This window comes from Pseudomonas laurentiana (genome assembly GCF_014648275.1).
In the GTDB taxonomy this organism is placed as follows: Bacteria; Pseudomonadota; Gammaproteobacteria; order Pseudomonadales; family Pseudomonadaceae; genus Aquipseudomonas; species Aquipseudomonas laurentiana.
Genome location: NZ_BMQU01000197.1, coordinates 1 through 525, shown reverse-complemented (window position 1 = coordinate 525; position 525 = coordinate 1). Strand labels below are relative to the sequence as shown.

Here is a 525-nt window from a genome sequence, read left to right as displayed (position 1 = left end):
ATATTAATAAAACACATAAAATTAATAATATTTCATAACTAATCAATTAAACAACAACTCACAAACCACCTAAAAAAAAATATTTATTATTTAATCCATATCCTAACATAAAAAATCCAATAAAAACAATACTTAAAATAACAATCCATAAAAAAATACCAATATTAAAATCCACTAAAACAAAATAATTACTAAAAAAAATTACTAAATAACTTAATAAAATAAAAATAACTACTATAAATAATCCAATAGTAAATAAAAAAATATTTCCTCTAAATAAACAAAAATTTTCTTTAAAAAATAATTTTATCCCATCAACTAAAACTTAAAAAATTCCCAACAAACCAACATATTCAAATCCAATACATTATTATATCCCTACAAATATTTCTCTTTCTAACCACACAATTACTAATACACCTATTATAATTCCCAATACAAAAAAAAATATAAAAACAAATATCCATATAAATCCATAAACCTCTTTTAAAAATTCCAATTTAACAAAAAAATTTATAATTTAAA

Annotated in this window: 1 protein-coding gene; it reads right to left on the bottom strand. The window is 17.5% G+C overall.

What is annotated here, in order from left to right; genetic code table 11:
• Window positions 1-58: 58 nt before the first annotated feature.
• A complete protein-coding gene (locus IE038_RS25785; RefSeq protein WP_498053062.1) occupies window positions 59-310 on the bottom strand; it encodes an NADH-quinone oxidoreductase subunit H in 252 nt (83 codons plus the stop codon).
• Between the last annotated feature and the right edge of the window lie 215 nt (window positions 311-525).